Below are 26,993 nucleotides of genomic sequence, written 5' to 3'. Positions count from 1 at the left end.
ACGAATCAGAAGTCGTAGCGACCCGTCAGGCCGAGGGTGCGCGGGGTTCCGAGCAAGCCTTCATAACCGCCGTTGCCGCCGGTCCAGAGGGTCGTGTAATAGGTTTTGTCGAAGGCGTTTTTCAGCCAGAGCGAGACGTCCCACTGGCCTTGGTTGAAGTCGCCGCGCAGGCCGGTGGAGAGGTTGACCACGGCGTAACTCGGAATCTGCCCGTAGTCGGAATCTTCCACAGTGCCGACGGCTTTGGAGCGGAACGCGTAACTGGCGGTGACGTACTCTTCGAGGCCGCTGCTCAGGTTCCATTTGTATTCGCCGTTGGCGTTGCCGATCCATTTCGACGCGCCCACCACCTGGTGGCCGCTGAGGTCGCACGACGCCGGGGCGCCCGGTGCCTGGCTGATTTCCGGCGGGCACGGCGCGTCTTTGTACGAGAGGTAGCTGACGTCGTTGTACGAGCCATTGATGTTCAGCGTCAGGCCCCGCAGCGGCACCAGGGTGCTTTCGAATTCGACGCCGCGTGAGCGCACGGAGCCGGCGTTGGTCAGGTATTGCACGCGATTGGCGGCGTCATAAGCGTTGGTCTGGTAGGCGTTGACCTGGGTCCAGAACACGTTGGCGTTGAGTTGCAGACGGCGGTCCCACAGCGTGCTTTTGAAACCGAGTTCGGCATTGTTCGCACGCTCGGTGCCGATCAGGAGCGAGTCGGCGCCCGCCGTCGGCGCCGAGCCGACCGCGAGGTTGACCCCGCCGGACTTCTCGCCGTGGGACACAGTGGCGTAGCCGAGCAAGTCATCGGTGAAGCGATAGCTGAGGTTCAACAAGCCCGAAGGGCTGGCGCTGTACTGATTCAAATCACCGGAGTCGTAAGCGCCGGTGCGCCCACGTCGCGCCGTCGCCGCTGCGCCGGTTACTGCGGCGCCACCGACCGGAGCCGCGCGGGTCACCGAGGCGTTTTTCTCTTCATAAGTGCCGCGCACGCCGGCGGTGAAATCCAGGCGTGGCGTGAGGTGCCAGGTGCCCTGGGCAAACAGCGCAAAGCTGTCGGTCTTGATGTGGCCCTTGCCGACGCTGTCGACGTTGGCCAGTGCGCCCGCCGGGGTGCCGTTCCAGATGTCCGCTTGCGGGCCGTAGTTGGCGAAGGATTTGTTGTCCAGATCGTTGCCGAAGTAGTACGCGCCGAGCACGTAATCGAAGAATTCACCCTTGGGCGAAGCCAGGCGAAATTCCTGCGAATACTGTTTGTCTTCCACCGAAACCCCGGCGTTGTAGCTCGCCGGCACGTTCAAGCCATCGTCGTTGCGCGGGGTGAAATTCCACCAGCGATAGGAGCTGATCGAGGTCAGGGTGAAGTCGCTCGGCAAGTTCCAGTTGGCCTCCAGCGAGGTGCCGCCCTGATGCACGGTGACGTGTTGATCGTTGTCCAGATTGACCTTGCGATGCGAGCCGTTGACCAGCGTCGCGCCTGCCGCAGCGGCGCGTGACTCATAAAGGTTGACGCCATTGATGGTCGGCCCGGTGTTGTACAACACGCGGGTGCCGGCGCTGGAATCCTCTTCGTTGTAATCGCCGATCCAGCGCAGGTTGAACGACTCGTTGGGCTTGTACAGCAACTGTCCACGAAAGCCTTCACGCGAGCCGCCGTTCAAGTCGTGGCCATTAAATTCGTTTTTGATGTCACCGTCGCTGCGCGTGCGATAGGCCGAAAATCGTCCGGCGAGTTCATCGTTCAGCGGTCCGGAAATCGTCCCTTTGGTCTGGAAATAACCGTCCTCGCCGACCGACGTTTCGATGCTGCGCTCCGGGGTGAACGACGGCGCGCGCGTGCTGATGTTGATCACCCCCGCCGTGGTGTTTTTGCCGAACAGCGTGCCCTGCGGACCGCGCAGCACTTCGAGCTGCTCGATGTCCATCAAGTCGAACACCGCCATGCCCGGCCGCCCGAGGTAAACGTTGTCGATGTAGAGCCCGACGCTGCCCTCCAGACCGTCACTGGCCGGGTTGTTGCCGAGCCCGCGAATCGACACGCTGGACTGCCGCGCATGCATGTAGGCAACGTTGACGCTGGGCACCAGTTGCTGCAGATCCTGAATGCGATAAACCCGCTGGGTTTCCAGCGCCTGGCCGCTGACCACGCTCATCGGCGTCGGCACATCTTGCGAACTTTCTTCGCGGCGGCGGGTGGTGACGGTGACCGTTTCCAGTTGTGCACTGTCGGCGGCGGGTTTGCCGGCGGGCGCGGCGGCGGTCGGCGCCGGTTGCGCGGCGTAAGCCTGGGCGCTGCTCGCCAGTAATAGCGCCAGGGGCAGGCGTTTGAGCCGTCGGGGCGATAAGGGTGAGGCGAGGTTCAACGGACTCATGAGGCGGCTCCTGATCAAAAAACACGCAACGACGTTCAGCACTGCATATTCTTTTAAGTTATTTATTTATGTTTTTACAAAGATTTACTGCATAAGAGATTGCCTTTATAAGGAGTCCACCTGATGCATATCCAATGCATTCGCCCGATATTTTTTATGTGAAAAATGCATATCGACTTGCGCCAACTCAGACACTTCATCGCCCTCGCCGACCAGCGCAGCTTCGTCGCGGGTGCGCTGGCGGTGAACCTCTCGCAATCGGCCTTCAGCCGCAGCATTCAGGCGCTGGAGCACAGCGTCGGTTGTCAGTTGGTTGATCGCGGCCGCAAGGATCTGGCGCCGACCAAGCAGGGGCAGATGCTGCTCGAACATGCGCGGCGGCTGGTCAGCGGCGCACAGCAGATGGCCAACGAGATCAGCCAGTTCAATGGCCTCGAGGCCGGCGAGTTGCGCTTCGGTTGCGGCCCGGCACCGGCGGCGGGCTTGATCCCCCGCGCAATCGGCAGTTTTATCGGGCGCTACCCGAAGGCGCGGGTGCAGTTTCAGGTCGATGACTGGCAGAGTCTGAGCAAGCGGCTGCTCAGCGAAGAGTTCGAATTTTTCGTCGCCGACACGCGTTATTTCGAGGCCGATCCGGACTACCTGACGCAGCGTCTGCGCCCGCGCAAATGGCATTTCTGCTGCCGCGCCGGGCATCCGCTGGCGGCGCGCGAACGTATCAGCGCGGCGGAGTTGATGAGCTATCCGATGGCCGTGAGCATCCGCCCGCCGAACCTGCGCAAAGTCATCGTCGACTTGAGCGGCCGCCCGGATTTCACCCCGAATGTGGAGTGCGAAAACAGCTACAGCCTGCTCAGTGTGGTGATGCGCTCGGACGCCATCGGCATCGTCGGCGCGTACTCGGATGCGCTGCATCACGCGAAGGGTGAATTGGTCTGTTTGAGGATTGACGGGCTGGCCGATGACCTGGAGGAGTTGTACACGCGTTACGGGATTGTCAGCCGCGCCGGCTATCGTTTATCGCCGCTGGCCGAGGCGATGATTGCGCAGATCAAAGAGGTGGATGCGGTGGATGAAGAGGTGTGTTCGCTGGAAAATCTGGCTGTCTGATTGACCGCCATCGCGAGCAAGCTTTGCTCCTACGGTTTTGTGTCGTGCTCGGACCTGTAGGAGCAAGGCTTGCCCGCGATGGCGATTTTCTGGCCGCCGATGCAATCCCTGCATAAAACCCATTCCCCAAATGCACTTGCCTCAACCCCACCGCAACAGCGAAAAACCTCGCCTGTCTTCTGATTGGTGAACCCCATGTCCAACCCCGAAAAACCCGTGCGTAACGTGCTGTACATCATGTGCGATCAGCTGCGCCGCGATTACCTGTCGTGCTACGGCCATCCGCATTTGCACACACCTAATATTGATCGTCTGGCCGCGGCCGGCGTGCGTTTCAGCCGTGCCTACACCCAAGGCACGATCTGCGGACCCTCGCGCATGTCGGCCTACACCGGCCGTTACGTCAGCAGCCATCAAGTGGCGTGGAACGCGGTGCCGTTGCCCCTCGAAGAACTGACCATCGGCGACTATCTGCGCCCGCACGGCATCCGCACTGCGCTGGTCGGCAAGACCCACGCCACGCCCAATCTGGAAGCGTTGCAACGCCTGGCCATCGACCCTGAAAGTGCGCAAGCGGAGGATTTGAACGAGGTCGGTTTCGAGGCGTATTTCCGCCACGACGGGATCTTCCCCGACGACCCGATTTTCGCCGACAAACGCGAATCCGCGCCCTACACGCATTACCTGCGCGAACACGGTTTTGACGGGCTCAACCCATGGCACGACTGGGCGAATGCCGCCGAAGGTGATAACGGCGAAATCCTCAGCGGCTGGCAAATGCGCAACGCCCATCTGCCCGCGCGCGTCCCCGAGCAGCATTCGGAAACGGTCTACACCACCGACCGCGCCATCGACTTTATCGCCGAGCAAGGCGCGCAGCCGTGGTGTCTGCACCTGTCGTACATCAAGCCGCACTGGCCCTACATCGCCCCGGCGCCGTATCACGCTTTGTACGGCGCCGATCAAGTGATTGCACCGGTGCGCGCGGCGGCCGGTGAGGCCAGCGATCACCCGGTGTACGAGGCGTTTCGCCAACATGAGGAGAGCCTGAATTTTTCCCGCGACGAGGTGCGGCTGAACGTGGTGCCGACCTACATGGGCTTGATCAAACAGGTCGATGATCAGCTCGGGCGCCTGTTCGATTTTCTCCAGAGCAACGGTCGCTGGGACGACACGCTGATTGTCTTCACCAGCGACCACGGCGACTTCCTCGGCGATCACTATTTGGGCGAGAAAGAGTTTCTGCTGGAACCAGCGGTGGGCATTCCGCTGATCGTGCGCGACCCGAGGGCTGCAGCGGATGTCACCCGCGGTTCGGTGGATGAGCGGCTGGTGGAAACCATCGACGCCTTGCCAACATTTCTCCAGGCCCTCGGTTTGCCCAGCGCCGATCACCGGCTCGAAGGCCGTTCGCTGATCCCGCTGCTGCACGGCGTCGAAACCGATTGGCGGCGCTATGCGATCAGTGAATACGACTACGCATTTCAGGCGCCGGCACGCGAGCGATTGGCGCAACCGATCGACCGCTGCCGCATGACCATGGTCCGCAGCGAGCGCTGGAAATACCTGGCGTATGACGGCTTTCGCCCACAGTTGTTTGATCTGCTGAATGATCCGCAGGAATTGCACGACCTCGGCGCGGACCCGGCGTTCGCGGCGGTGCGCGAGGAGCATGCGGGGTATTTGTTCGAGTGGCTGCGCGGGTTGAAGCGCCGGACCACGATCAGCCATCAGGAGATTGATCTGCGCGGGCAGCGCTTCCGATATGGCGAGCCGGAAACCGAGAAGCTGGTGCAAATCGGCGTGTGGTAACCAGTCCACTGTGGGAGCGAGCCTGCTCGCGATGGTGCAGTGTCAGTCGATAAATATATCGATGGATACGCCGCTTTCGCGAGCAAGCTCGCTCCCACAGGGTTTGTGCCTATTTACTGATGTTGTGACAACACCAATCCACTGTGGGAGCGAGCCTGCTGGCGATGGCGGCGGATCAGACGCCGACGATTTCCGCTCCTTTGATCGTCTGGCTACGCTGCCCCGCCACGCCCACCGGCACTTCACCTTTCAACGTCACCCGGCGCACCACGCGGTCCTGAGTTCCGTAATCATCCACCGCGTAATGCTGGGTCGAACGGTTATCCCAGATCGCCACATCACCGGCCTGCCAGCGCCAGCGAACGGTATTTTCCAAACGGGTGACATGGCTTTGCAGCAGCCCGAACAAGTGCGCCGAATCCGCTTGCGAATACCCCTTGATGCGCTTCACAAAATGCCCCAGCAGCAAGCTCTTTTCGCCGCTGATCGGGTGCACACGAACCACCGGGTGCTCGGTCTCGTAAACAGTGGAGGTGAAGACTTTGCGGTAGCGCTCAAGCTTCTCCGCCGACACGTCGGGCTTGGCACTCGCGTAGTCATATTCGTTGCTGTGCACCGCAGTCAGTTTGTCGGCGAGTTCGCGCAGCTCCGGCGCCAGTTCGTTGTAAGCGGTCGCCGTGTTCGCCCACACGGTGTCGCCGCCGTAAGAAGGGGCGACCACCGAGCGCAGGATCGAGGCTTTCGGGTAGGCGTCAACGAAGGTCACGTCGGTGTGCCAGGAGTTGGCGCGCTGACCTTCAGCGCCGTCGAGTTCCAGCAGGTAACGGGTGCCGTCGCGCACCGGCACGGTCGGGTGCGCCACCGGCTCGCCGAGCAAGTGCGCAAAGGCTTCCTGACGCTGATCGTCGAGGTGCGTCTGCTCGCGGAAGAACACTACTTTGTACTCGACCAGCGCTTGCTGAATCGCTTCCACGGTGGCGGCGTCCAGTTCACCGGAGAGGTGCACGCCGCGAATCTCGGCGCCGATACGACCGGCCACCGGGTGGATTTCGAGTGCGTGGACAGCGGGTTTTACAGCTAAAGCGGCATTGCTCATGGGTAGACCCTCGATCGGACTGCTGACGGTTGAGCGCCAGCGAAACAATGCTCTATCTATATTCAATTTAGGTCTAATAGATATTCACATGCTTCGTTGACGGAATAAGAGCTTGCATTTAAAACCTCATGCAACCCTCGTCGCAAATGCCTTCGAGCTATTTTTAGGATGCCGGAAAAGCATATGGATCTTCGCCAGTTGCGCTACTTCATCGCCCTCAACGAACACCGCAGTTTTGTCCGCGCGGCCGACGCCATGGGCATCACTCAACCGGCGTTCAGCCGCAGTATTCAAGGGCTGGAGCAAGAGTTCGGCTGTGTGCTGGTGGACCGTGGCAACAAGGATTTGCGCCCCACGCCCGAGGGCCAGGTAGTGCTGCAACATGCCTTGACCCTGGTGCAAGGCGCGGCGCTGCTCAACGCCGAAGTGACGCAAATGACCAAGCTCGATGCCGGCGAATTGCGCTTTGGTTGCGGCCCGGCGCCGGCGGTGAAACTGGTGCCGGATGCGGTGGCGCAATTCATCGATGCGCACCCGAAAGTGCGCACCTGTTTTCAGGTGGATAACTGGGAAAAACTCAGCCGCGCGTTGAGCCGCGAAGAGATCGAATTCTTCATCGCCGACATCCGCCATTTCGAGGCTGACCCGAACTTCCAGACCCAGGCATTGACGCCCAAGCGCGGGGTGTTTTTCTGCCGGCCGGGGCATCCGTTGCTGGTCAAGGACAGCCTCTCGACCAACGACATGTTCGACTATCCGCTGGCGACCACGCTGATCCCGCCGGGCATCCGCAAACTGCTGGCGAACCTCAGTGGACGGATGGATTTTTCACCGACCATCGAGACTGAACACTTCCCGGCGCTGGTGAAGATCGTGTTGCAGTCGAACGCGATTGGGATTGGCACCGAGGAGGCATTTATCGAGGACGTGGCGCAGGGTTCGCTGGTGCTGCTGCACTGGCGCAATTTGCCGCAGAACATCGAAAGCATGAACGCGCGATGCGGGATCGTCAGCCGCACCGGGTTCAGATTGTCACCGGCCGCAAGGGCGATGATCGAGACGTTGGTGGCGGTGGATAAGCAGCAGATCAGCGTCGCGGTTTAGGACGTCTTCGCGGGCAAGCCTTGCTCCCACAGTTCTTGCGCAAGCCCTGTAGGAGCGAGGCTTGCCCGCGAAGACGTGCGAACAGACGCTTGAAATCTCAGAGCTTCGCGGCCGCCAACTGCGGCGCCACCCAGTCGCTTACTTTGAACGGCTTGCGGATCAGCCGCTGCTGCGCCGCCAGATCCACCGAATCCTGCAATTTGCCGAGGAACACCGGGTCCAGCGTCGAGGGGAAAACTTCGCTGAGTTTCTGATCCTTCAGATCCTGCTGAAGAATGATCGGTGGATAACTCGCCAGCCCCGAAACCAGCTGAATGTAGGCGTCCTTGTTGGCGTCCTGAGTCAACCATTCCACCGCTTGCTGCTGTGCCTTGAGTAACTTCGCCACCGCTTCCGGATGTTCGTCGACAAACTTGCCACTGCCCACCAGCACCGCTTGCACACTGCCCGCGCCGCCGAGGTCCTTGGTGTTGAGCGGCAACTCGGCCAGCCCTTTGGCTTGCAACGCGGTCAGCCCGGAGCTGCCCCACGACGCGTCGATCTGCTTGGCCGCCAACGCCGCCACCGCGCCGCTGAAATCGAGGTTGATGACCTTCACGTCCTTCTCGCTCAAACCCTGACTGGCCAACGCCGCATCGAACGACAACTGCGTGGCGGTGCCACGGAAGATCGCCACGCGCTTGCCTTTGAGGTCTTGCAGCGTCTTGATCCCCGAACCGGGGACCACGCCCAAATATTGTTTGACCCCGCGCGCGGTGGCGCTGAGCAGCCGGGTGTCGAGGCCGTTCGACCTGCCGATAATCGCCGCCAGATCACCGAGGTAGGCGAGGTCCACCTGGCCGTTGGCGAACGCCTCGTTGATCACCGGGCCGGCGCCCTTGAAGAAGCTCCACTTGATCGTGATGCCTTGATCGGCGAAGGCCTTTTCGAGGATCTGCTGATCGCGCAAAACATCGGTAATCCCACCGCCGCTGTTCTGCGTACCGGCGCTGAGGTCGGGCACGGCGATGCGGATTTCCTTGAGTTCAGCGGCCTGCGCGCTGAGTGCGATTAACCCTGCCAGCGCCGGTGCGGCAAAAAGATTGATGACACGTTTGAAGGGACGATTCATGGGTGCGGCTCCTGGTGACGACGGCGTTGAGGAGCAGAACGTAGGCTGAATCGGTCGCGACACTTAAATACTATAAATTCACATTTTTAGATCATCTGGATCTATGCAAGTCAAAACGCGGCTCTGCGGAGGGTATGCATAAACAGCATCGAAAATATTCTTCGAATGCATTGGATGCGGGTGGGCTGGAAGCCTTAAATGGTCTCGCTTATCTCTCAATAGCATTGATGCGCATCTTTATAGATCGATTTCGCATACACCAAAAACCTGTGGGAGCGAGTTTGCTCGCGATGGCGTCGGGTCAATCGACATGTGCAGTGCCTGACACTCCGTCATCGCGAGCAAGCGCGCTCCCACAAAAGCGGGATTTGTTTGCAACCCGACAACGGAGGTCACCCATGGCCCGTGTTTCCCTTCTCAGCCTGCCGCTGGCCGCGCCGCCGCTCAATCGTCGGCGCGTGTGGCCCAGCGTCAGCCAACGCCTGCTGCCATGGTTATTGCCCATCAGCCTGTTTGCCCTTTGGTGGCTGGCCAGCCGCAATCACTGGATGAGCGAGCAGATCCTGCCGGCGCCAGCGCTGGTGTGGAGCAGCGCGGTCGAACTGGCCCAAGGTGAAATTTGGGGGCACTTGTGGATCAGCCTGCAACGGCTGTTCTGGGGTTTGCTCGCCGGGGTCAGCGCGGGCGCCGCGTTGGGTGCGGCGCTGGGTTTCAGCCGACGTCTGGAGCGTCTGGTGTTTCCGACATTTGCCGGGTTGGCGCAAGTGCCGACGCTGGCGTGGATTCCGCTGTTCATGGTGTTTTTCGGCATCGGCGAAACGCTGAAACTGGTGGTGCTGGTGAAGGCAATTGTGGTGCCGGTGACCTTGCACACGCTGGTCGGCGTGCGCGATGCACAACCGAAATTGCGCGAGGCCGCTGCCGTCCTGCGCCTGCCGACGCACCTGTTGATCCGGCGCCTGGTGCTGCCCGCCGCGCTGCCGGCATTCATGGCGGGCGTGCGTTTGGCGTTGGCTGCCGGTTGGACGTCGTTGCTCGCGGTGGAGTTGTTGGCCTCCAGCGAAGGCATCGGTTTTCTGATGGTGTGGGCGCGGCAGTTGTTCATGCTCGACATCGTTTTTGTGGTGATCGTGGTCATCGGTGTGATCGGCGTGACGATGGATCGCGGCATTGGTTGGCTCGACAAAAAACTGGTGCACTGGCCGCACCCGGCGACCGCAGAAATTCGTCGCGGCCCGCGCTATGCCGGTTGGCAACGGCTGCAACCGTGGCTGCTGCCGTTAGCGCTGCTGGCGCTGTGGCAAGTGGCGGCGGATCAGCAATGGGTCGACGCGAACATTCTGGTCAGCCCTCTGGTGGTGCTGGAAACCACCGGGCATGGCTTGCTCGATGGCACGTTGAGCGGCGGCATGGCCCTGAGCCTGGGGCGCACGCTCGGCGGTTTGCTGCTCGGCGGCGGTCTCGGATTTGCCGTCGGTTTGCTGCTCGGGTTGTCGCGCAACAGTGAACGGGTGCTCGGCCCGACGCTGGCGGCGATCCGCCAGATTGCGATTTTTGCCTGGGTGCCGCTGCTCACCGCGTGGTTCGGTCTGGGCGAATTGGCGAAGTGGGTGTTTGTCGCGCTCGCGGCGTTTTTCCCGCTGTTCATCGCCACCCAACGCAGCGTCGCCAACCTCTCGCCGCAACTCAATGAAGCGGCGCAAGTGCTGCGCCTGACCTTGGCGCAACGCCTGCGCCGCCTGGTGTTGCCGGGTGCCGCGCCAGGGATTTTCGCCGGCCTGCGCCTGAGCCTGATCTACGCTTGGCTCGGCACCATCGGCGCCGAATATTTCATGCCGTCCAACGGCGGCATCGGCAGCCAGATGATCGGCGCGCAACAACTGCTGCGCATGGACCTGATCATGGCCGGCATGCTGCTGGTCGGCCTCACCGGCGCGCTCCTCAACCTTATTGGCCAACGCCTGGAAATCCGCGCCACTCGCTGGAGACACGCATGAACGCACCGATTGTCAGCTTCAACCATGTCGGCAAATCCTTCGACGTCGACGGCTTCGAACTGGAAGCGATTCGCGAATTCAACCTGGACATTGCCGAGGGCGAATTCGTCGCCATCGTCGGTTCCAGCGGCTGCGGCAAATCGACTTTGCTGCGCTTGCTGGTCGGGCTCGACACCGAATTTCGCGGGCAGATCAGCGTGGACGGCAAAGCCGTCAGCGGCATCGGCAGCGAACGCGGAATCGTCTTCCAGGAACACCGTTTGTTCCCGTGGCTGACGGTCGCCGACAACATCGGTTTAGGCTTGGTCAACGAGCCATTGAGCGCCGAGCAAAAACACCAGCGCGTGAACGATTTCATCGAACTGGTCGGCCTCACCGACTTCACCCGCGCCTACCCGCATCAGCTCTCCGGCGGCATGGCGCAAAGGGTGGCAATCGCCCGTGGACTGGTCGCCAGCCCACGGATCCTGCTGCTCGACGAACCGTTCGGCGCCCTCGACGCGCTGACCCGCCAGCAGATGCAGGACGAACTGCTGGCGATCCGCGCGCGGGCGAAAATCACCACCATTCTGGTGACTCACGATGTCGAAGAAGCGATCTTCCTCGCCGACCGCGTGGTGGTCATGGAGCCACGCCCCGGCCGGATCAAACAAGTGGTCGACATCGCCCTGCCCCACCCGCGCCAGCGCAGCAGTTTCGACTTCCACCAACTGCGCGAAGAACTGCTGCACGAACTCACCAGCGACGACCATTACAAACCGAGCGCGGCGGTGCAGATCCGGGATCTGCCGCTGTCGTTTATTGCTTGCTGATGGGGAAGTTTTGATGTCGCGGAATTCGGCGGTTCCGATTCCACGCCAAGCACGGAGCCCGATTACGTGCGGGCACGTGCGCGGCTGGTCAAGCCCCGATTGGCGTATAAGCGCCGCCCATCGAGGCTCCCCACGGAATACCACTACTGCCTACCGAACCCGTGGCGCGCGTTCCGTTTGCCAGCGAGTTGGCGACGGCAGCGCCCACGACAGCACCGACTCCTCCTCCGATTGGCCCGCCCACGAGCCCTCCAATTGTCCCTCCTACGGCGCCTCCTACGGTCTCTGCCGAGACGGTCAGCCCACCTTGGGCGCCGTAAACCGCCAGCACTTCGGCGTTCGTTAAATCTCTCATTCTGCTTCCCTAGCTATTAGCCATCTGATGAATTTTCAGGCTTCACGATCAAACTTGTTGGCCAGTGCTCTGTTTGTAGTTGATTAGTCGAAGGCAAATACATATCGCCGCAATCATCAACGCGAGCTTGATGTACTTGTTAATCAAAAAATATTCGGCAACGCTGCCAACGGCGATTCCAACTGAGATCGTAATTAACAGGACAAAAAAAAGTTTCAAGCGGCCTATCCTTCCTGGTTTTAACACCGAGCTGTCTCGCTCGGTATAGACCCTAGAGCAACCACAGGGAAGACACCACCCTACAACTGTAGGGTAGCGATTAGGGGTGTCTAAACGGAGTATTGGGAACCACTGAGCGAGTCGCTGTATCGGTCGGACTGAGGGTGGCTGGTCGGACGCCTTCGCGGGCAAGCCTCGCTCCTACAGGTGATGGTGGTTCACGTGGGAGCAAGGCTTGCCCGCGAAGAGGCGATCAGACGCGCACACCTGCTACCGGTTCGTCCTGAACTTTTTCCTTGCGCACAAAGCGGTTCGCCCGGGCAAACGTGCCGAAGTCATTGAACCGAACGCCCATCTCGCGCATGACTTTATGCGCTACCGGCACGGTCATCTGGCGGATGTAAAACGGTTCCTTCACCACAAAATGATGAATCCCGTGGCTGCTGCCGAAGTTGAAGCAGAACGCCTGCAGCGGCCACATCCACCATGGGTTCAGCACTTGGGTTTGCTGGATCACATTGCCCGGCTCGATATCGCCGTAGTAGTGCATGTTGGAGCTGACAAAGTGCAGGCAAAAAGTGCGCAGCACGTTCGGGCCGATGATCACCACTACCGCGATGTCGATCACGTGCATTGCCGACAACGTGGTCGCCGACCATTCGATCGGTGCGCCGAGCAAATGGGCGACGCCGTTGGCCGCATGAAAGCCGAGAAACACGTACCACGCGCCCCAATGCAGCAACGCCAACGGCGCGTAGACCTTGAGCACGCGCTTGAGAATGCTCAGCTTGTGCGGCAAGGTTTTCGCCCGCAGCAGGCGGATGAACGCCGACATCATGTTGTCGCCGACCATCAATAATCGCGCGATGCCCCACGGCTCGCCGTTGGTGATGGCGCGTTCTTCCATGTCGCTTTCGGTGCCCGAAACCTTGTGATGGTTGAGGTGTAGATGCCGCCGAATCCACGGGTTGATCGTGCTCGGCCGCGCCAGCCACACCAGGCCCATCATCAGGTTGTGCGGCACGCGTTGTTTACGGAAATACATGCTGTGGATCAGGTCGTGTTCGAGCTCGTGGGTCAACGACGCAAAAAACGCGTTGAGCAGCAGACACGCCCACCACGCCATGTGGCCGCTGATGTAGAGCGCCGCCGAACCGATCATCCCGGCCAGCGCAAAGGCCAGAATGCCGGCGCCCAAGGCGTCCTGATGGTTGAGAATCGGGTAGCGTTTACGCAGTTCAACGCCTCTGGCCAGCACCACTTCGCGAATATGCGCTGATCGCTGGCCTGCATTCAGTCGCTGGGGACTTGCAGAAGTACCGTGCATGCTTCCATCCTCTGGTTATTGATGCTCACATCCTCGCTTGTGAACTCTGCAAGTGTAGTAGCCGTGAGCGCCAACCTGTTGACCGGAAGCGCCAATCAACATGACTGAACCGACCTCCCTCGCCAGTTGGACCCGCGCCCTGCGCAAGCAGCTCGATGCGCTGGGCCTGGACAGCACCGCGCTGTGCCAACAGGCGGGGCTCGACCCGCAGTTGATGGACGACCCTAACGCCCGTTATCCGTTGTCCAATACCACGCGACTGTGGGAAATCGCCGTGCAAGTCAGCGGCGATCCGGCAATCGGCCTGCGCGTGTCGCGTTTCGTCAGCCCGACCACGTTCCATGCGCTCGGTTATGCGCTGGTGGCCAGCGCCAGTTTGCGTGAGGTGTTCGAGCGCATCGTGCGTTATCACCAGGTGGTCAGCGATGCGCTGGAACTGGAACTGATTCGCGCCGAGGACCGCTACCGTTTTCATCTGAAAGTTCCGTCAGGCAATCCCGCGCCAGCCTTTGAAGCCATCGACGCATTTGCCGCGATCTACGTGCGCACCTGCCGTAATCGGCTGGGCCGTGAATACGCGCCGCTGGCGGTGTACTTGCGCCGGCCGGAACCGGCGGACCCGCACCAATGGCACAAGGTGTTCCGCTCGCCGGTGCATTTTGCCGCCGACGAGGATCGCCTCGAGTTCGCCCTCATCGACTTCGAAAGCCACCTCGACGACGCCAACCCGGAACTCGCCGAACACAACGAAACCGTGCTCAAACGCACCCTCGCCCAGCTCAAACCGCTGACCTGGGAACGTAAAGTGCGCGACGCGATTGAAGAGCAACTGCCCGAAGGCGAACCCAGCGCCGAACACATTGCCAAGACCCTGCACCTGAGCCTGCGCAGCCTGCAACGGCACTTGGCCGACGAAGGTTGCCGGTTCGACACGCTGCTCAACGAAAGCCGCGAAAACCTCGCGCTGCTGCACCTGCGCGATCCGCAATGCTCATTGAGTGAAGTGAGTTATTTGCTGGGATTTGCCGATACCAGCAGCTTCAGCCGCGCGTTCAAACGCTGGACGGGGATGACGCCGGGGCAGTTTCGCGATGGGTTGCGGTGAGGGATTTGAACGTAGTGTTGTGGCGGCCGGCCGCTTCGCGAGCAAGCCTTGGTCCCACCGGGATTTTTAGAACGTCAGTCTTTTATCAAGCTGCGGGCCATACCCAGTTTCCACTGATCAAGCATGGCGCCGCCGATCTCGGCAAATCTGCGGTTGGCTTTGATGTATTCAGCCATCTCACCCATTGCCACCTCCATTCCATGAGCGACTTGCTGCAGTAATTCATTGCAGCGGCTTTCCGTCAGGTTGCAGGCTGAACGACCAAAACGCATGAGCATTTTGTACTTAGGCCACGCTTTCGAGCCGCCCAAGAGCAGCGCCATGCTGTCGGTTTTTATGTACACCGAGGTGGTGACGATATCGTATGCCGGAGCCAGATCGATCAAGGCATCCGCCGCGCAATGCTCGTAAAGCACGCCGAAATTTTTCAGATGCGCGTCGCCATTTTTCAAGCCGGCTGACAACGCAACGATCTTGAAGAATGACTCGAGCGCCTGATTGAGCAGTGACGGCGAAACAAATCCTTTGATTTGCTTGGCGGCACCTTCGTATGAACCATCGTATTTGGCCTTGGACGGCCAGCCATTAAGGACGCAGAAGTCCTCAAATCCCCGATACCCCTGGTCGTACAGGTCAAAGCGTTTTACCACTAGAAATTTGCCGTTTTCGCTGAGATCGAACTCTGGAACCTCAAGCCCGGAATGCAACGCGGCCCGCATGCAAAAATACTCATTGGCGGCAAGCTCTGGGAATTCCTCTGAGCGAAATGCTTTGACCAGATGCGTTGCCCCGCGATGGGTAACCCGGTCGGCACTCGCCGCACTGTCGCGCACAAGGACCTTGGGCTGAACACCTGATACGCCAGAATATTGGCCATAAATGTGCAGCAAATCATCGAACTGACCCTGCGCGCCATCATGCACGAGCAGGTCTGCGAGGCTGGTTTCGGGCAGCCGTTCGTTGGTGTTTCGGGCGTTGGCAATGCCGACTCGCCCGAGCTGATGCGGGCCAACGATAGCCAGCATCGCGAAGTCGTCGAATCCTCGAACCGCTTTGCTGAAGCGCCGAACCAGCTCCTCGCGCAACGCACCTTCCGGTAGATTCATTTCAAAAACAGGATGTATGCCATGTTCCCACTGATAGCTCTCGAGACGAGCCGGCATGGTCAGCGACACGGCATTTCTTTCTGCTGCATTTTCGGCGTAGCTGAAAACCGAATCCTGGCGCGACTCACTGCGACCCAATGTGCCGACGGCGTTAGCGGCAACGCTGATGTGCAGCCGTTCGCTGGCCCTCGGCTCATTCATGGAAATTGACCTTTTTCAGGGTATCGAGCGTCGGGCGCGTCGATTGCCGAGGCACCGCTGTGAGTTCGTACCCAAAGCCATTGAGGATCGCCTCAACCTTGCGGATGCCGACTTCAGCAATCGTATTGTTTTCAATTCCGGAGATCGTTGTACGACTCATGCCGTACTGTTGCGCTAATGCAGCCTGAGAAAGCTTTTTCTCTTTGCGCAATGACCGGATCAGTTCACCAATATTTTCCATCGACAAGACCTGCATCGCATACAGTGCAAAATTGCATAAAACTGTAACTGTGCATCGTATTTAATGCACTAGCCCGCCGGTGTCTAGCTCAAATTTTGATCACCGCCCGCGATCACGCCGCAGCAACTTGCGCACTCGCGCCACCAGCGCACTCATTGCGAACGGTTTGAGCAGGTAATCATCCTCGTGCAATTCCAAGCCGCGCAGGCGATCTTCGATGCCGTCGGTGGTGGTGAGGAACAGCACCGGGGTTTCGCCGAGTTTGCGGATTTGCTGCTGCAGCTGCCAGCCGTTGAGGCCCGGGAGCATGACGTCGAGGATGATCAGGTCGTATTCGCCCGATTCGATCAGGCGTCGGGCATGCATGCCGTCGTTGGCTATTTCCACCGAATAGCTCGCCTCGCCCAAGGCATTGGCCAGTTGTTTGGCGACGGCTGGTTTGTCTTCCACTAACAGGACACGCATGGCACACCTCGATTGATCAGAGCGACAGGCTAGGCGCCTTCGGGCGAATTGCCCATTACAAACTTGTAATCATGCTGACGGAGTTGTGCAAAAAAGCCTGGATAAGGTGGCCTCCTGATTTTCTGGAGCTGCCCCCATGCTGTTGAGAACCCTTGTCTTGAGCCTCGCCACCGGGCTGACCGGCAGCGCGTTTGCCGCCGAATTGCCGCGCCACGCCGACCTCGATCTGCGCACCGCGCGCCAATTGGCCGATGCCACGTTGGCCAGTTGCACCGGCACGGTGTCGGTGCTGGACCGTGGCGGCAACCTGCTGGTGACCTTGCGCGCTGACGGCATCGGCCCGCACAACACCGCCGCCAGCCAACGCAAAGCCTACACCGCGCTGTCGACCAAAACCCCGACACGCTTGTTCGCCAAACGCGCACGCAGCAATCCTGAAGCGGCCAACCTCAATACCCTCGACGAATTGCTCCTGCTGGGCGGCGGTGTGCCGCTGTTTGCCGGCGATGAGCTGGTCGGCGCGCTCGGCGTAGCCGGTTCCGGTGGCGGCGAGCAAGACGAAAACTGCGCAATCAAAGCGGCGACTGTCGCCGGCCTGCAGATCAAACCTTCAAACCAAGGAGCTTCAAAATGAACCTGTTCCGCATGACTTTCGCCGCCCTCGCCCTCGGCAGCCTGTCGAGCCTGGCCCTGGCGGCCGGCAACCCGTTGAGCGTGCATGTGCTGAATCTGGAAAACGGTCTGCCGTCACCGGGCGTCAACGTGACGCTGGAAAAACACGTCGGGCAGAATTGGCAGCCGCTGGCTCAGGGCACCACTAACGAACAGGGCCGTATTGGCGAACTGTTTCCGGCGGACAAGCCGTTCGAGAAGGGCGAATACCGGGTGGTGTTCAAGACTGGCGAGTATTTCCAGAAGACTAAACACGAGACGTTTTTCCCGGAAATTCCGGTGATTTTCGAGGTCAAGCAGACGGACCAGCATTACCACATTCCGTTGCTGCTGAGCCCGTATGGTTTCTCGACGTATCGCGGTTCGTAGGGCAACCGAAAACCGGCCTCACCTCAAACTCAAACCCGCCCCGATTCCTGTAGGAGCTGAGCTTGCTCGCGAAGGCGTAGTGTCAGTCACCTTCAACGTTGGCTGACCCGACGCCATCGCGAGCAAGCTCAGCTCCCACAGGGGCGGGGTCGGCAGTGAGATTTGAGTCAAGGGCCGCGTTGGCAGTGAGATTTGAGTCAGGGGCCGGGTCGGCAGTGAGATTTTGGCAACTGCCGGTTGGTTGATCAGATCGCAGTCAACGCGAGCAGTCGCTCGGCGTCGAAGATTTCGATCTCGCCATACCTCAGGCCGATAATGCCCTGCGCCTGCAGCTCTTTGAGCAGTTGATTGGTGGTCTGGCGCGACAGCGACAGCATCGACGCCAGTTGTTCCTGCGGCAGTTGCAAAACCCGGCGTGGCGGATCGATTTCGCCGTAGCCCTCGGCGATCATCAGCAAGCGATGGGCCAGGCGGGCCGGGGCCGGCATCAGGCTCAGCTGTTCGAGGTTGATAAACGTCAGGCGCAGTTTGTGGCTCATCAGCAGCGCCAGTTGCCGCCAGTACACCGGTTGCTCATCAAGCAATTTCAGCAGCGTGGTTTGCGGGATGTGCAGCAAGGTGCACGGCCCGGCGCTGAAAGCATCGTGAGTGCGTGGCTGGCCATCGAACAGGCAGATTTCGCCGAACCAGTGCGGTGCCTCGACCAGACTCAGCAACGCCTCTTTGCCCTGCTCGCTGACCGTGCCGATGCGCACCGCACCTTCGAGCACCGCGTACAAACCACACGGCGCATCCCCGCGTTTGAACAGCAACTGCCCCGCCGTCAGGCGCCGCAACCGCGCCGCCGCCAGCAGACTATCCTGTAACAGAACAGGTAAATGGCTGAACCACTGCCCACTCATCAGGCGCGCACGCCAAACCTGCATGTCCATTGAATCTCCTGGAAATTGTCGCCTGGCTGACAGAACGAGCACTGAACCCGGCGCATGATCCCTCACCCTACAGGAGGAATAACAATGAAAAGCCTCGTTGACCATCTCAGTCAATACGCCGCCTACCACCGCGATCCGCGCAACATCGTCACGCACTTTATCGGCATTCCGCTGATTGTGCTGGCCGTCGCGGTGTTGCTCTCGCGGCCGCAATGGGCCGGCGGCTGGCTGTCGCCGGCGATGCTGGTGGCACTGGCATCGGCATGGTTTTACCTGCGCCTGGAGTTGCGCCTCGGCGTATTGATGACGATTTTGCTGGGGGCGTGCGTGTGGGCCGGGCAAGTGCTGGCGCAGCAAAGCACCCTGCTCTGGCTGAGCAGCGGCGTGGCGATGTTTGTGATTGGCTGGGTGATCCAATTTGTCGGGCACCATTACGAAGGACGTAAACCGGCGTTTGTCGACGACGTAACAGGGTTGATTGTCGGGCCGTTGTTCGTGGTGGTTGAACTGGCGTTTTTATTGGGGTTACGGCATGACCTCAAAGAGCAGATCGAGGCGCGAGTGGGGGGTGAGCGGGTCAATCCGAAGCGTGCTGCTGTCTAGATCGCTTTCGCGGGCAAGCCTCGCTCCTACAGGATTTTGTCGGTCGTGATGACAACGTTGACCTGTAGGAGCGAGGCTTGCCCGCGAAGCTTTTGATCTTAGAAGCTTTTGATCTTAGATGTTGGCGACTTTCTGCCAGACCTTGGGTTTGAAAAACAACGTCTCACCCTTGGCCAGACCGACCAGGCTGTCGTGGTCCTTCACCACTTCGGCCTCGATCAATTCGCTCTGCCCTTCGACTTTCAATGTCACCCGCGTGGTCGCGCCCAACGGCCGGATATCGCGCACTTCGGCGGCGTGGTGGTCTTCGATCTCATGGCGTGACAGCGACACTTCGTGCGGGCGGAACAGCACGTGTTTGTCATCGCCCAGATGCAGCCGGTTCGAGTCGCCGAGGAAGTGATAAACAAAATCACTGGCCGGGTTTTCGTAGACTTCGCCCGGCGAGCCGATCTGCTCGATCACGCCTTTGTTCATCACGACGATGCGATCCGCGACTTCCATCGCTTCTTCCTGGTCGTGGGTGACAAACACCGAGGTCAGGTTGATGTCTTCGTGCAGGCGCGCCAACCAGCGACGCAGCTCTTTACGGACCTTGGCATCCAGCGCGCCGAAAGGCTCGTCGAGCAGCAGCACTTTCGGTTCGACCGCCAGGGCACGGGCCAACGCGATGCGCTGACGCTGGCCTCCGGACAGTTGCTCCGGGTAGCGATCCGAGAGCCAATCGAGTTGCACCATGTTGAGCAGTTCGTGGACTTTCACCGCGATCTGACTTTCGCTCGGGCGCTGGTTTTTCGGTTTCATGCGCAGGCCGAATGCGACGTTGTCGAACACGGTCATGTGGCGGAACAAGGCGTAATGCTGGAACACAAAACCGACGTTGCGATCACGCACGTCGTGGCCGGAAACGTCCTCGCCGTGGAACACGATGTTGCCCTGATCGGGCGTTTCCAGGCCGGCGATGATCCGCAACAGCGTGGTTTTGCCGCAACCCGACGGGCCGAGCAGCGCCACGAGTTCGCCGCTCTGAATGTCCAGGCTGATGTTGTCCAGCGCCTTGAACGCATTGAAATTCTTGCTGACGTTACGCACTTCGATCGACATGAGTTATTCCTCCGCGGCGCTGGCGCGCAGGCGGTTAATGCGGTTTTCGCTCCACTGCTTCAGCAGCAGGATGAAGAGCGCCATGATCAGCAACAGGCTCGCCACAGCGAACGCGGCCACGTGGTTGTATTCGTTGTAGAGGATCTCGACGTGCAGCGGCAAGGTGTTGGTCACCCCGCGAATGTGCCCGGAAACCACCGACACCGCACCGAACTCACCCATCGCCCGCGCGGTACACAGCACCACGCCGTAGATCAGGCCCCATTTGATATTGGGAACGGTGACGTGCCAGAACATCTGCCAGCCATTGGCGCCGAGCAGGCGCGCGGCCTCTTCTTCCTGCGTGCCTTGTTCCTGCATCAACGGGATCAATTCACGCGCCACAAACGGCACGGTAACGAAAATCGTCGCCAGGACGATGCCCGGCAGGGCGAAGACGATCTGGATGTCGTGGTCCTGCAACCACGGCCCGAACAGGCCCTGAGCGCCGAACATCAATACGTAGACCAGACCGGCGATCACTGGCGATACCGAGAATGGCAAGTCGATCAGCGTCACCAGCATGCTCTTGCCGCGGAACGAATATTTGCTCACGCACCACGCCGCGCTGACGCCGAACACCACGTTCAGCGGCACCGAAATCAGCACGGCGATCACCGTCAGTTTCAGCGCCGACAAGGCGTCGGGTTCAAAGATCGCGGCGAAGAACGTGCCGAGGCCATTCTTCAATCCCTGCGACACCACGATGAACAGCGGCAGACCGAGAAACAGGATAAACACCAGCCAGCACAGGCCGATCAGGATGCGCCGCGAGGTGGCGCTGCCACGGCGGGCGGCGTTGGCCGAAGAGGCGGCCGCAATAGACGATTGGGACATGGTTGGCGCCTCCTTATGGGGTTTCGATGCGCCGCTGCAGCAAGTTGATCAGCAGCAACAGGACGAAGGAAACCACCAGCATCAGCACGCCGATGGAAGTGGCGCCGGTGTAGTCGTATTGGTCGAGTTTGACCATGATCAGCAGCGGCAGGATCTCGGTTTTCATCGGCATGTTGCCGGCGATGAAAATCACCGATCCGTACTCGCCGACACCACGCGCAAACGCCAGGGCAAACCCGGTCAGCCACGCGGGCAGCAGCGCCGGCACGAGGATGTGGCGGAACACTTGCAGGGGTTTGGCGCCCAGGCACGCGGCGGCTTCTTCGACTTCACGCGGGATGTCGGCCAGCACCGGTTGCACCGTGCGCACCACGAACGGCAGCGTGACGAAGGTCAGCGCGAGGGTGATGCCGAGCGGGGTGTAGGCGATTTTGAAACCCATGTCGGCGGCGAACTGCCCGACCAGGCCGGTCGGCGTATACAGCGCGGTCAGGGCGATACCGGCCACCGCCGTCGGCAGCGCGAACGGCAGGTCGATCATCGCGTCAATGATCTTGCGACCGGGGAAGGTGTAGCGCACCAGCACCCAGGCCAGCAGCGTGCCGATGATGCCGTTGATGATCGCCGCGTACAGCGCGGTGCCGAAGCTCAGCTTCAACGCCGCCAACACCCGTGGCGCGGTGATGATCGTCCAGAACTGATCCCAGGTGAGTTGGGCGGCATGCACGAACATCGCCGCCAGTGGAATAAGCACAATCAGGCTGAGGTACACCAAGGTGTAGCCCAGCGTCAGCCCGAAGCCGGGTATGACGGGGGAGATACGACGCGACATAAAAGTCCTTGGTCAATAACGCATCAATGTGGGAGCGAGCTTGCTCGCGAAGAGGCCATTTCAGTCAACATTTATGTCGTCTGACACACCGCCTTCGCGAGCAAGCTCGCTCCCACATGTTTCGTGCCTGGGCATAAGGCCCGTTTTGAATCGGCTTACTGTTTACTGCGCCTGGTAAATCTGGTCGAACACGCCACCGTCATTGAAGAATTTCGGCTGTGCAGTTTTCCAGCCGCCGAAGTCTTTATCGATGGTCACCAGATCCAGCGTCGGGAACTGCTTGGAATACTTCGCCGCGACGTCTTTGTCACGCGGACGGTAGAAGTTTTTCGCAGCGATTTCCTGACCGGCAGGGCTGTACAGGTGCTTGAGGTACGCCTCGGCGATTTGCTCGTTGCCCTTTTTCTCGGCGTTCTTGTCGACCACGGCCACTGGCGGCTCGGCGAGGATCGACAGCGACGGCACGACGATGTCGAATTTGTCGGCGCCACCGTCTTCTTTCAGCGCCAGGAACGCTTCGTTTTCCCAGGCCAGCAACACGTCACCCTGACCGTTGTTGACGAAGGTAATGGTCGAACCGCGCGCGCCGGTATCCAGCACAGGCACGTGCTTGAACAGGGTTTGCACGTATTCTTTTGCCTTGCCTTCGTCGCCGCCATTGGCTTTCAGACCATAGGCCCACGCCGCGAGGAAGTTCCAGCGTGCACCGCCGGAGGTTTTCGGGTTTGGCGTGATCACCGAAACGTCGTTCTTGACCAGATCGCCCCAGTCCTTGATGCCTTTCGGGTTGCCCTTGCGCACCAGAAACACGATGGTCGAGGTGTAAGGCGTGCTCGCGTCCGGCAGACGTGTCTGCCAATCGGCCGGCAGGGTCTTGCCGAGTTTGGCGATTTCGTCGATGTCACCGGCCAGCGCCAGGGTCACGACGTCGGCGCGCAGACCGTCAATCACCGCACGTCCCTGCTTGCCCGAACCGCCGTGGGATTGCTGGATTTTGACGTTGTCGCCAGCGTGCTCTTTCTTCCAGAAGTTGATGAATTCGGCGTTGTAATCCTGATACAGCTCACGCGTCGGGTCGTACGAAACGTTGAGCAGCTCGTAATCCTTGGCAACCGCGGTACCAGCAAAAAGGGCACTGGCCAGCGCGGCCAAAGCGAAATGACGAATCGACGACATGGTGAAAGCTCCTGGAATTCTGTGGTGTTGGCTTTTTCTTATGAGGTGCTGGAGTTGCGGTTGCCGGTCAGCAAAATCGCAGCATGAAGCCGCGATTTTCGGGTGTTGCGAACAAGGCGTCTCAGCTCGGCTTGTGTGCCGGGTTTTGCAGACGGAATTTCTCTTTGCGTTCGATCTGAACCACCTGCGCGTTGTGCACGGTGATTTCCACCGCGCCGAAACGCAGGTCGCGCAATGCGCTTTGGATCTCACGCAAAATGGTTGCTTCGTCCTGGCCGTCAACGCTACGTAGGGATGCGCTCATGGTGCTGCTCCTTCGACTGAGAGGTTGCCTGGCAGTGGCGGCACTGCTTGCGGCGTGGGGCCAATAGTAGATAGGAGCGGATATTCTTAAAAAGACTATTTAAGAATGTTTATATAACCAGAAAGTATTATTTGAAGGGACAAGGGCTTGCGCGGGATTTCACATTTTCGAAAGCCCCACAAAACCCCGTGGCGAGGGGGCTTGCCGCCTCGCCACACAAGCCCCCTTGCCACAGATCAGTTGATTACCGGAGCCCGCGCCCAATCCAGTTGCGCCGCCGGCACCGGTCGGCCAAACCAGTAGCCTTGGCCGAGATCGCAATCCTGATCGAGCAGGAACCGCGCCTGTTCCATTTGCTCGATGCCCTCGGCGTGCACCTGCATGCCCATGCTTTTGGCCAGCGCGATGATCACCCGCACAATCGCGCCGTCGTCATCGTCCCACGGCAACCCGGCGACAAAACCCTGATCGATCTTGAGCTTCTGCACCGGCAAACGCTTGAGGCGCAGCAATGACGAATACCCAGTGCCGAAATCGTCGATGGCCAGCCGCACGCCCAACTCGCGCAAGCGATGCATCTGCTCCAGCGCCACTTCCGGGTCGTCCATGACTGCGCTTTCGGTGACCTCCAATTCGAGAAACGCCGGATCCAGCCCGGTTTCGTGCAGCACGTGCGCAACCTGTTGATACAACTCACGGCGCGCAAACAACCGCGACGACACGTTCACCGCGACAAATGACAGCACCACCCCGGCGCGCTGCCATTCGCACATGTGCTGGCAGGCCTGCTGCATGACCCAGGCGTCGATCTCAGAAATCAGCCCGGTCCGTTCGGCGACCGGAATAAATTCTGCCGGCGAAATCAGCCCGCGCTGCGGATGTTCCCAGCGCACCAGCGCCTCGACGCCAATCAAGCGGCTGCTTTTGAGGTCATGCACCGGTTGGTAATGCACACGCAACTCCTGCTGCTCCAGCGCGCGGCGCAGCTCAAAAGCGATTTCGACGCGTTGCTGGGCATGCGCGGTCAACTCTTCGGTGTACAGCGCGTAACCATCGCGCCCGGCGCTTTTGGCTTTGAACAACGCCGAGTCGGCATTTCGCAGCAACTGCCCGGCGCTCAAGGCATCGCTGGGAAACAGGCTGATGCCGACGCTGGCATTGATGAACAACTGATGGCCGTCAATCTCGAAGGGCTCTTTCAAACCATCGATGATCCGTTGCGCCAATGCCGCGGCCAGCACTGGTTGCGGACAGTTTTCGGCGAGGACGGCGAATTCATCGCCACCCAATCGCGCCAATGTCACGCCCGGCGCAAACAAACCCATGAAGCGTCCGGCGACGCTTTTCAGCAACTGATCGCCGATGTTGTGGCCGAGGCTGTCGTTGATCATCTTGAAATGATCCAGATCGATCATCAGCAACGCGCAACCGCGCTTGTGCAGTTGCGCCGAAGTCAGCGCCTGCTCGATGCGGTCGGAGAACAGCAGCCGGTTGGGCAAGTCGGTCAGCGGGTCGTGGTGCGCGAGGTGCGCCAGCTCATCCTCGGAGTTCTTGATGGCGCTGATGTCGGAAAACACCGCCACGTAATGACTGACGTGGCCAAGATCGTCATGAATGACCCGAATGGTCTGCCACTGCGGATAAATCTCGCCGCTTTTGCGCCGGTTCCAGATTTCGCCGCTCCACTCGCCGTTATCGCCCAGCGTGGCGAACATTTCCTGATAGAAGGCTGGCGGATGGTGGCCGGACTTGAACAGGCTGGGCTGCTGGCCGAGCACTTCGTCACCCTGATAACCGGTGATTTCGATGAACGCGCGATTGACGTGGACGATCAGGCCCTGGCGGTCGGTGACCAGCACGCCTTCGCGGGTGCAATCGAATACGGCAGCGGCCTGGCGCAGGCGCTCGCGGTCATCGCTGCGCTCACGCAATTTAGCGCCGATGCCCAGGCATCGGAACAATTTGGCGCGCGCCAGGAAGATCAACCCGGCGCTGAGCACCACCCAGGCGTAACCGTTGATCAGTTGCCAGCGCAGCTGTTCGTGGGAGCTATCGAAGAAACTGTTCAATAAATAACCACTGAGCTGCAGCCAGATCACTGAAAGCACCAGGTAAAGCAGCGCTGCACGCAAGGCATCGCGATATGTGGCAGACATTCGGCAGTCCATGTCCCTACAAAAGGGTTGGAATTATAGGCGAAAGAAACATCCAGCCACTCTTATCTGAAAGGGCGACTGGTTTTATCTGTGGGCTTAGTGATAATGCATCGGCTGTTTATTTATTTATCGAGGGCCCTATAGCCTATGTGGTACGAAGGTTTTCTCGGCTTGTCACCCTGGTCTCTGGTGGCAGTCACCCTGCTGATGACCCATGTCACGATTGTTGGCGTCACGGTCTATCTGCATCGTTATTCAGCCCATCGCTCCCTGGAGTTGAATGCCGGCCTGAAACATTTCTTCCGCTTCTGGCTGTGGTTGACCACGGCGCAGAACACCCGCGAGTGGACCGCTATCCACCGCAAACATCACGCCAAATGTGAAACCGTCGATGACCCGCACAGCCCGGTGATCAGAGGCCTTTCCACGGTTCTGCGCAAAGGTGCCGAGCTGTATCGCACTGAAGCGGAAAACCCGGAAACCCTGCGCATCTACGGCAAGAACTGCCCTGAGGACTGGATCGAACGCAACCTCTACAGCCGTTATCCGCTGTTGGGCGTAGCGATCATGGGCATCATCGACCTGCTGCTGTTCGGCACCATAGGTATCACCATCTGGGCGATCCAGATGATGTGGATTCCGTTCTGGGCTGCCGGCGTGGTCAATGGCCTGGGCCATGCCATCGGCTACCGCAACTTCGAATGCCGCGACGCGGCGACCAATCTGGTGCCTTGGGGCATCCTGATCGGCGGCGAAGAACTGCATAACAACCATCACACCTACCCGAACTCGGCAAAACTCTCGGTGAAGAAGTGGGAATTTGACCTTGGCTGGGCCTGGATCAAAGTCTTCAGTTTCTTCCGACTGGCCAAAGTGCAGCGTGTTGCGCCGATTGCCCATCGGGTCGAAGGCAAGGGCAGCCTGGACATGGACACCGCCATGGCCATCCTCAACAACCGTTTCCAGATCATGGCGCAGTACCGCAAATTGGTCATCGCACCACTGGTCAAGCAGGAGCTGGAAAAGGTCGATCACTCGGTCCGTCACCAGTTTCACCGCGCCAAGCGCTTGCTCTCGCGGGAAACCAGCTTGCTGGATGACAAGCACCATGTGCGCATCCAGAACATGCTCGAGCACAGCCAGGCGCTGAAGGTAATTTACGAGAAACGTCTGGCGCTGCAGCAGATCTGGGTCAAGACCAGCTCAAATGGTCACGACATGCTCGCCGCGATCAAGGATTGGGTGCACGAAGCGGAAGCGAGCGGGATTCAATCCCTGCGCGATTTCGCCAATCAGCTGAAAACCTACTCCCTGCGCCCCGCCGCTGTCTGACTGAAACCGCACGCAGGCCTCTACCCAGAGGCCTGCCTGTTTTTAAACAGCCTTGCCGTTACACCTTCGCTCGCTCACGCGACATTTCCGCAAAAATCATATCGCCACTACCGCCCGGCGGGAGCCTTCTCCCTAGCCGCACTACGCGGGAACTAAGCTCAAAATCGCCTATCTCAAAGACACTTCGCCATCCTGGCGGGCTGAGACCTGTTATCAATT

Annotated in this window: 24 protein-coding genes; 10 read left to right on the top strand and 14 right to left on the bottom strand. The window is 59.9% G+C overall.

Features of this window, described 5'->3' with window-relative positions:
* Positions 1-5 precede the first annotated feature (5 nt).
* Positions 6-2,357 carry a TonB-dependent receptor gene (locus FBY12_RS18575; protein WP_145254759.1) on the bottom strand — a complete coding sequence of 784 codons (2,352 nt, stop codon included), beginning with the start codon at positions 2,355-2,357 and terminating at the stop codon, positions 6-8.
* A gap of 165 nt (positions 2,358-2,522) precedes the next feature.
* Between FBY12_RS18575 and FBY12_RS18570 the strand changes: the two genes are divergently transcribed.
* Together FBY12_RS18570 and FBY12_RS18565 are read left to right on the top strand one after the other, a co-directional pair.
* Positions 2,523-3,467, top strand: coding sequence for a LysR family transcriptional regulator (locus FBY12_RS18570; protein WP_145254756.1), 945 nt, complete (start codon positions 2,523-2,525; stop codon positions 3,465-3,467).
* A gap of 195 nt (positions 3,468-3,662) precedes the next feature.
* Positions 3,663-5,279, top strand: a complete 1,617-nt coding sequence (locus tag FBY12_RS18565; protein WP_145254753.1) for an alkaline phosphatase family protein — start codon at positions 3,663-3,665, stop codon at positions 5,277-5,279.
* Between the two features lie 175 nt (positions 5,280-5,454).
* On the opposite strand, the gene FBY12_RS18560 is transcribed toward FBY12_RS18565, so the two are convergent.
* Entirely contained in the window at positions 5,455-6,375 is a 921-nt protein-coding gene (locus tag FBY12_RS18560) for a TauD/TfdA family dioxygenase (RefSeq protein WP_121734408.1), read from the bottom strand.
* Positions 6,376-6,558: 183 nt separating this feature from the next.
* Between FBY12_RS18560 and FBY12_RS18555 the strand changes: the two genes are divergently transcribed.
* Positions 6,559-7,479, top strand: coding sequence for a LysR family transcriptional regulator (locus FBY12_RS18555; protein ID WP_145254750.1), 921 nt, complete (start codon positions 6,559-6,561; stop codon positions 7,477-7,479).
* A gap of 97 nt (positions 7,480-7,576) precedes the next feature.
* Here the strand turns inward: FBY12_RS18555 and FBY12_RS18550 are convergent, their stop codons facing one another.
* Positions 7,577-8,590 carry an ABC transporter substrate-binding protein gene (locus FBY12_RS18550; RefSeq protein ID WP_121734406.1) on the bottom strand — a complete coding sequence of 338 codons (1,014 nt, stop codon included), beginning with the start codon at positions 8,588-8,590 and terminating at the stop codon, positions 7,577-7,579.
* Positions 8,591-8,988: 398 nt separating this feature from the next.
* Here FBY12_RS18550 and FBY12_RS18545 point away from each other — a divergent pair, with 398 nt between their 5' ends.
* Both FBY12_RS18545 and FBY12_RS18540 read left to right on the top strand, forming a co-directional pair.
* Positions 8,989-10,587 carry an ABC transporter permease gene (locus FBY12_RS18545; RefSeq protein ID WP_145254747.1) on the top strand — a complete coding sequence of 533 codons (1,599 nt, stop codon included), beginning with the start codon at positions 8,989-8,991 and terminating at the stop codon, positions 10,585-10,587.
* Positions 10,584-11,399 carry an ABC transporter ATP-binding protein gene (locus FBY12_RS18540; protein WP_145254744.1) on the top strand — a complete coding sequence of 272 codons (816 nt, stop codon included), beginning with the start codon at positions 10,584-10,586 and terminating at the stop codon, positions 11,397-11,399. Before FBY12_RS18545 ends, FBY12_RS18540 begins: the two co-directional genes overlap by 4 nt.
* An 827-nt stretch (positions 11,400-12,226) precedes the next feature.
* Here the strand turns inward: FBY12_RS18540 and FBY12_RS18530 are convergent.
* Positions 12,227-13,300: a fatty acid desaturase gene (locus FBY12_RS18530; protein WP_145254739.1), complete on the bottom strand. Its 1,074-nt coding sequence runs from the start codon at positions 13,298-13,300 to the stop codon at positions 12,227-12,229.
* Positions 13,301-13,400: 100 nt separating this feature from the next.
* On the opposite strand from FBY12_RS18530, the gene FBY12_RS18525 reads away from it, so the two are divergent.
* Positions 13,401-14,405, top strand: a complete 1,005-nt coding sequence (locus FBY12_RS18525; RefSeq protein ID WP_121734402.1) for an AraC family transcriptional regulator — start codon at positions 13,401-13,403, stop codon at positions 14,403-14,405.
* Positions 14,406-14,479: 74 nt separating this feature from the next.
* Here the strand turns inward: FBY12_RS18525 and FBY12_RS18520 are convergent, their stop codons facing one another.
* The 3 genes from FBY12_RS18520 to FBY12_RS18510 form a co-directional block, all read right to left on the bottom strand.
* Positions 14,480-15,712 carry a type II toxin-antitoxin system HipA family toxin gene (locus tag FBY12_RS18520; RefSeq protein ID WP_145254736.1) on the bottom strand — a complete coding sequence of 411 codons (1,233 nt, stop codon included), beginning with the start codon at positions 15,710-15,712 and terminating at the stop codon, positions 14,480-14,482.
* The gene (locus FBY12_RS18515) at positions 15,705-15,953 is read right to left on the bottom strand and encodes a helix-turn-helix domain-containing protein (protein ID WP_121733826.1); all 249 of its coding nucleotides are present in this window, start codon (positions 15,951-15,953) and stop codon (positions 15,705-15,707) included. Before FBY12_RS18515 ends, FBY12_RS18520 begins: the two co-directional genes overlap by 8 nt.
* A gap of 99 nt (positions 15,954-16,052) precedes the next feature.
* Positions 16,053-16,418 carry a response regulator transcription factor gene (locus FBY12_RS18510; RefSeq protein WP_145254733.1) on the bottom strand — a complete coding sequence of 122 codons (366 nt, stop codon included), beginning with the start codon at positions 16,416-16,418 and terminating at the stop codon, positions 16,053-16,055.
* A 136-nt stretch (positions 16,419-16,554) separates the two neighbouring features.
* Here FBY12_RS18510 and FBY12_RS18505 point away from each other — a divergent pair, with 136 nt between their 5' ends.
* Both FBY12_RS18505 and uraH read left to right on the top strand, forming a co-directional pair.
* Positions 16,555-17,052 carry a heme-binding protein gene (locus FBY12_RS18505; protein ID WP_145254730.1) on the top strand — a complete coding sequence of 166 codons (498 nt, stop codon included), beginning with the start codon at positions 16,555-16,557 and terminating at the stop codon, positions 17,050-17,052.
* Entirely contained in the window at positions 17,049-17,459 is a 411-nt protein-coding gene (gene uraH, locus FBY12_RS18500; protein ID WP_092275107.1) for a hydroxyisourate hydrolase, read from the top strand. The genes FBY12_RS18505 and uraH overlap by 4 nt, the downstream gene beginning before the upstream one ends.
* 245 nt (positions 17,460-17,704) lie before the next feature.
* Here the strand turns inward: uraH and FBY12_RS18495 are convergent, their stop codons facing one another.
* Positions 17,705-18,391 carry a Crp/Fnr family transcriptional regulator gene (locus FBY12_RS18495; RefSeq protein ID WP_145254727.1) on the bottom strand — a complete coding sequence of 229 codons (687 nt, stop codon included), beginning with the start codon at positions 18,389-18,391 and terminating at the stop codon, positions 17,705-17,707.
* Between the two features lie 84 nt (positions 18,392-18,475).
* Between FBY12_RS18495 and FBY12_RS18490 the strand changes: the two genes are divergently transcribed.
* Complete coding sequence (locus tag FBY12_RS18490; protein ID WP_145254724.1) at positions 18,476-18,994, top strand: DUF962 domain-containing protein; 519 nt, start codon at positions 18,476-18,478, stop codon at positions 18,992-18,994.
* 114 nt (positions 18,995-19,108) lie between these two features.
* On the opposite strand, the gene FBY12_RS18485 is transcribed toward FBY12_RS18490, so the two are convergent.
* The 6 genes from FBY12_RS18485 to dibA form a co-directional block, all read right to left on the bottom strand.
* On the bottom strand, positions 19,109-20,098 hold the full coding sequence (locus FBY12_RS18485) for a sulfate/molybdate ABC transporter ATP-binding protein (protein WP_092275116.1): 990 nt from the start codon (positions 20,096-20,098) through the stop codon (positions 19,109-19,111).
* A gap of 3 nt (positions 20,099-20,101) precedes the next feature.
* The gene (cysW, locus tag FBY12_RS18480) at positions 20,102-20,974 is read right to left on the bottom strand and encodes a sulfate ABC transporter permease subunit CysW (protein WP_092275119.1); all 873 of its coding nucleotides are present in this window, start codon (positions 20,972-20,974) and stop codon (positions 20,102-20,104) included.
* A 13-nt stretch (positions 20,975-20,987) separates the two neighbouring features.
* On the bottom strand, positions 20,988-21,806 hold the full coding sequence (gene cysT, locus FBY12_RS18475) for a sulfate ABC transporter permease subunit CysT (protein ID WP_092275122.1): 819 nt from the start codon (positions 21,804-21,806) through the stop codon (positions 20,988-20,990).
* 162 nt (positions 21,807-21,968) lie between these two features.
* On the bottom strand, positions 21,969-22,982 hold the full coding sequence (locus tag FBY12_RS18465; RefSeq protein WP_092275124.1) for a sulfate ABC transporter substrate-binding protein: 1,014 nt from the start codon (positions 22,980-22,982) through the stop codon (positions 21,969-21,971).
* Between the two features lie 121 nt (positions 22,983-23,103).
* On the bottom strand, positions 23,104-23,286 hold the full coding sequence (gene oscA, locus FBY12_RS18460; RefSeq protein ID WP_092275127.1) for a sulfur starvation response protein OscA: 183 nt from the start codon (positions 23,284-23,286) through the stop codon (positions 23,104-23,106).
* A 236-nt stretch (positions 23,287-23,522) separates the two neighbouring features.
* The gene (gene dibA / locus FBY12_RS18455; protein ID WP_145254721.1) at positions 23,523-25,442 is read right to left on the bottom strand and encodes a phosphodiesterase DibA; all 1,920 of its coding nucleotides are present in this window, start codon (positions 25,440-25,442) and stop codon (positions 23,523-23,525) included.
* A gap of 147 nt (positions 25,443-25,589) precedes the next feature.
* Here dibA and desA point away from each other — a divergent pair, with 147 nt between their 5' ends.
* Positions 25,590-26,774, top strand: a complete 1,185-nt coding sequence (desA, locus tag FBY12_RS18450) for a delta-9 fatty acid desaturase DesA (protein WP_145254718.1) — start codon at positions 25,590-25,592, stop codon at positions 26,772-26,774.
* The last annotated feature ends 219 nt before the right edge of the window (positions 26,775-26,993 follow it).

It is taken from the genome of Pseudomonas sp. SJZ131 (genome assembly GCF_007828705.1).
GTDB classification, from domain to species: Bacteria; Pseudomonadota; Gammaproteobacteria; order Pseudomonadales; family Pseudomonadaceae; genus Aquipseudomonas; species Aquipseudomonas prosekii.
The sequence above is the reverse complement of the archived record's forward strand: the minus strand, read 5'-3'. Positions and strand labels throughout refer to the sequence as shown.